The sequence below is a fragment of the Pedococcus sp. NPDC057267 genome (genome assembly GCF_042668795.1).
Lineage (GTDB): Bacteria > Actinomycetota > Actinomycetes > Actinomycetales > Dermatophilaceae > Pedococcus.
In genome coordinates, this window is sequence record NZ_JBHUYG010000171.1 from 1 (window position 1) to 3372 (window position 3372).

Below are 3372 nucleotides of genomic sequence, written 5' to 3' on the forward strand. Positions count from 1 at the left end.
AGCCGGGCACGGGGCGCTTCTCCCCGCGCAGCTCGTCGTCGAGGGTGTCGCCGAGCTCGTCCTTCTCGCTCTCGGCGGCGGCGAACACCGAGGCGCCCGGCCGGTTGCCGGCCCTGACCTCGTTGAAGAGCACGTTGAGCAGGACGGCGACGACCGCGGTCGCGCTGATGCCCGAGTGCATGATCGTGGCGAACCAGTCCGGGAAGCGGTCCCAGAACGTCGGCGCGGCGATCGGGATGATGCCGACGGCGATCGCCACCGACACGATGACCATGTTGAGGTTGTCGTGGTACCTCACCCGCGACAGCGTCCGGATCCCGCTGGCAGCCACCGAGCCGAAGAGCACGATGCCGGCGCCGCCGAGGACGGGGTACGGGATCGCGGCGACGACCGACCCCACGACGGGGAGCAGGCCGAGCAGGAGGAGCACCCCGCCACCGGCGGCCACGGCATACCGGCTCTTGATACCGGTGAGCGCGACCAGGCCGACGTTCTGCGCGAAGGCGCTGGCGGGGAACGTGCCGAACACGGGGGCGACCGTCGTGGCGGCCATGTCGGCGCGCAGGCCGTCGGCCACCCGTCGGGCGTCGACGGGCGTGCCCACGATCTCGCCGATGGCGAGGATGTCGGCGGTGGTCTCGGTCATGATGACGAAGACGACGATGGTCATCGAGACGATGGCGCCGGCCTGGAACGTCGGTGAGCCGAAGTGGAACAGCTGCGGCAGGGCAACGATCTTGGCGTCGCCCACGGAGGAGAAGTCCGCGCGGCCGGTGAGGGCCGCGATGACCGTGCCCACGACGAGGCCGATGAGGATCGACAGGCGCGAGACCGCCCCCTGGAAGACCCGGCTGATGACGAGGATGACCAGGAGCGTCAGCCCGGCGAAGCCGATGTTGCCCATCGACCCGAAGTCGGGCGCCTTGTCGTTGTTGCCCATGGCCCACCGGAACGCGACCGGCAGCAGCGACAGGCCGATCACGGTGATGATGCTGCCGGTGACGACGGCCGGGAACAGCCGGACGAGCTGGGCGAAGAAGGACGAGGCCACGAGGCCGACGAGCCCGGCCACGATGATCGAGCCGAAGACCGGGCGCAGGCCGCCCTCGCTCGCGATCGCCACCATCGTCGACACGCTGGCGAAGGAGATGCCCTGGACGATCGGCAGCCGGCTGCCGAACGGTCCGAGGCCGAGGGTCTGCAGGAGGGTCGCCAGGCCGCTGACGAACAGGCCGGCCGTGACGAGCAGGGCCATGTCGGTGGGCTTGAGGACTGCGGCGCCGCCGACGATCAGCGGGGGCGCGATGACGCCCCCGTACATCGTCAGGATGTGCTGGGTGCCGTAGGCGAGGAGGGGACCGGGACCGTACTTCTGGTCCTCGGGACGGCCCTGGTGCTGGCGCGGGTTCGCGGGCGCGGACGTCGTTGTCCGCCTGCTCAGTCGCACGCCGGCCTCAGCAGAAGCCGGGGACGGTGAGCCAGGCGTCGCCGGCGTCGGAGCCGCCCTCGCGCTGGACCGTCGCCTCGATGAGGCCGTAGGGGCGGTCGGCGGCGATGAACACCTCGCCGTCGTTCTCCACCCCGAAGGGGCTGAGGTCGACGAGGAAGTGGTGCTTGTTGGGCGCCGAGAACTTGATCTCGGCCACCTCGGGGTGGGACTCGAGGACGGCCGACCCCATGGCGTAGAGCGACTGCTGCAGCGCGTGGCTGTAGGTCGTCGCAAAGGTCTCGAGCAGCACGGTGCGGATGTCGTCGAACGACTTGTTCCAGTCGACGCCCTCGGTGGTCTCGTAGCGCCAGCGGGCGACGAGCGAGGTGGCGAGGATGCGGTCGTCCGCCTCCTGCAGGGTCGTGTACTCGTCCTGGAGGAAGCCCTTGAACTCCGAGCCGGTCGACTTGAGGATCACGAGGTCCTTCAGGCCGGAGACGACCCACTGGCGCGGGGTGTCGCCGCTGCGGTCCTGGGTGACGACGGTGGTGCGCACCTCGCCGCCGCGGCGGGCGAAGGCGTGGTCGTGGCCCTGCCCGCCGACGTCGATGCGGTCCCAGGCGTACTCCTCGACCTCGACCCGGCTGGCCGTGGCGGCCGGCGTGACGTCGAGGAAGCGGGAGCCGAGCGCGAGCGCGTAGTCCTCCGGGGAGGTGATGCCGTGCTGCTTGGCGAAGGCGAACGCCGTGTTCTTCTGGGTGTCGGTCGGCAGGACGTTGGCCTGGTCGCCGGTGACGTGCGCGTCGGTGAAGTCGCCGCGCAGGGCGCTGGAGACGTTGAGGTCGCGGATCTCGTGGCGGGCCGTGTCGCGGTAGATCCGCACGACGCGGTTCTCCGCCTTGCCGTACTGGTTGGGTCCGAGGACGAAGGTCATGACAGGTGCTCCTCGCGGGTGCTCCGTCGGGCCGCGCGGCTGGTGCCGGGGCGAGTGGGTTCGGGTCCGGGTGCCCGCGCTGTGCGGGGCCGTGTGCCGCGGCACGAGGGCCGGTGGGCCGTGTGCCGCGTGGCGCTTGGGATGGTGCGCCGATCGGTTCCTGATTCCGTGATGCGGAAACCTATTTACGAATGATGGAACGATAGGTGTGCGCTGGAGCTGCGTCAACAGTTTGTTGAAAACGAGTGTGGCCGAATTTCGCCCCTACGAGAAGGGGGTTCGGGCGGAGATGTCCGACATGACCGGCACGCCGGGCCTCCATGGCGCTCAGCCGGCCGGTGGCTCCGCGGGCTCGCGCACCCGGTTCAGGTAGTTGTAGACGGTGAACCGGGTCAGGCCCATCGCCTCGGCCACGGTCTCCGCGCTGCGGCGCATCTCGAACGCGCCGCGCTCCTCGAGCAGCCGCACCGCCTGCTGCTTCCCTGCCCGAGGCAGGTCGGCGAGCGGGCTGCCGAGCTCCTCCTCGACGGCCGCGATGAGGCGCGCCAGCCCGTCGGACAGGTCGGGTGCCGGCGCGGTCCGGCGACCCGCACCCCGGCGGCGGGCCGCCGCGAGCTGGGGGGCAGGCACCTCGCCGAGCGGCGCCGCGAGGTCGCTGACGGTGAGCGTCACCCGGGTGGCACCCTGAGCGAGGGCGGCGCGGACGGCCTCGGCCACGGCGGTCACGACCGCGTCGGCGTCGCCGTCGACGGCGGTGCCCAGGGGGCCGAGGTCGGGCTCGAGGCCGGCATCCGTCAGGGCGGCAGCGGCTGCGGTCACGTGCGCGGGGACGTGCTCGCCCTCCCCGTGGAACGGCTCGGTGGTGAACTCGGCTCGCACCCGCATGGCGCTCACGGTACTTCGCAGCGGTCCCGACCGTGCACATACCTCTGCCAGCAGAGGAAGAAGCGACCCAGCAGAGGGTGGAACCTGCGCTGGGGGCCCCCACCACCGCCAGCCCACGGGGGCC

The 3372-nt window shown here is 71.3% G+C and carries 3 protein-coding genes; all 3 read right to left on the reverse strand.

Translation table 11 applies throughout. The annotated features are described in order from the left end of the window. Positions 1–1447, reverse strand: a 1447-nt coding sequence (locus ACFUC1_RS20375) for a nucleobase:cation symporter-2 family protein (protein ID WP_379123094.1), incomplete at its 3' end; no start/stop codon positions are given. A gap of 7 nt (positions 1448–1454) precedes the next feature. Then, positions 1455–2363, reverse strand: a complete 909-nt coding sequence (pucL, locus tag ACFUC1_RS20380) for a factor-independent urate hydroxylase (protein WP_379123096.1) — start codon at positions 2361–2363, stop codon at positions 1455–1457. Positions 2364–2690: 327 nt separating this feature from the next. Further along, complete coding sequence (locus ACFUC1_RS20385; protein ID WP_379123098.1) at positions 2691–3248, reverse strand: helix-turn-helix domain-containing protein; 558 nt, start codon at positions 3246–3248, stop codon at positions 2691–2693. Between the last annotated feature and the right edge of the window lie 124 nt (positions 3249–3372).

Bases quoted from the DNA above. Each gene is read 5' to 3' on its own strand.
- pucL (WP_379123096.1), bottom strand. From the start codon at position 2,363: ATGACCTTCGTCCTCGGACCCAACCAGTACGGCAAGGCGGAGAACCGC.
- ACFUC1_RS20385 (WP_379123098.1), bottom strand. From the start codon at position 3,248: ATGCGGGTGCGAGCCGAGTTCACCACCGAGCCGTTCCACGGGGAGGGC.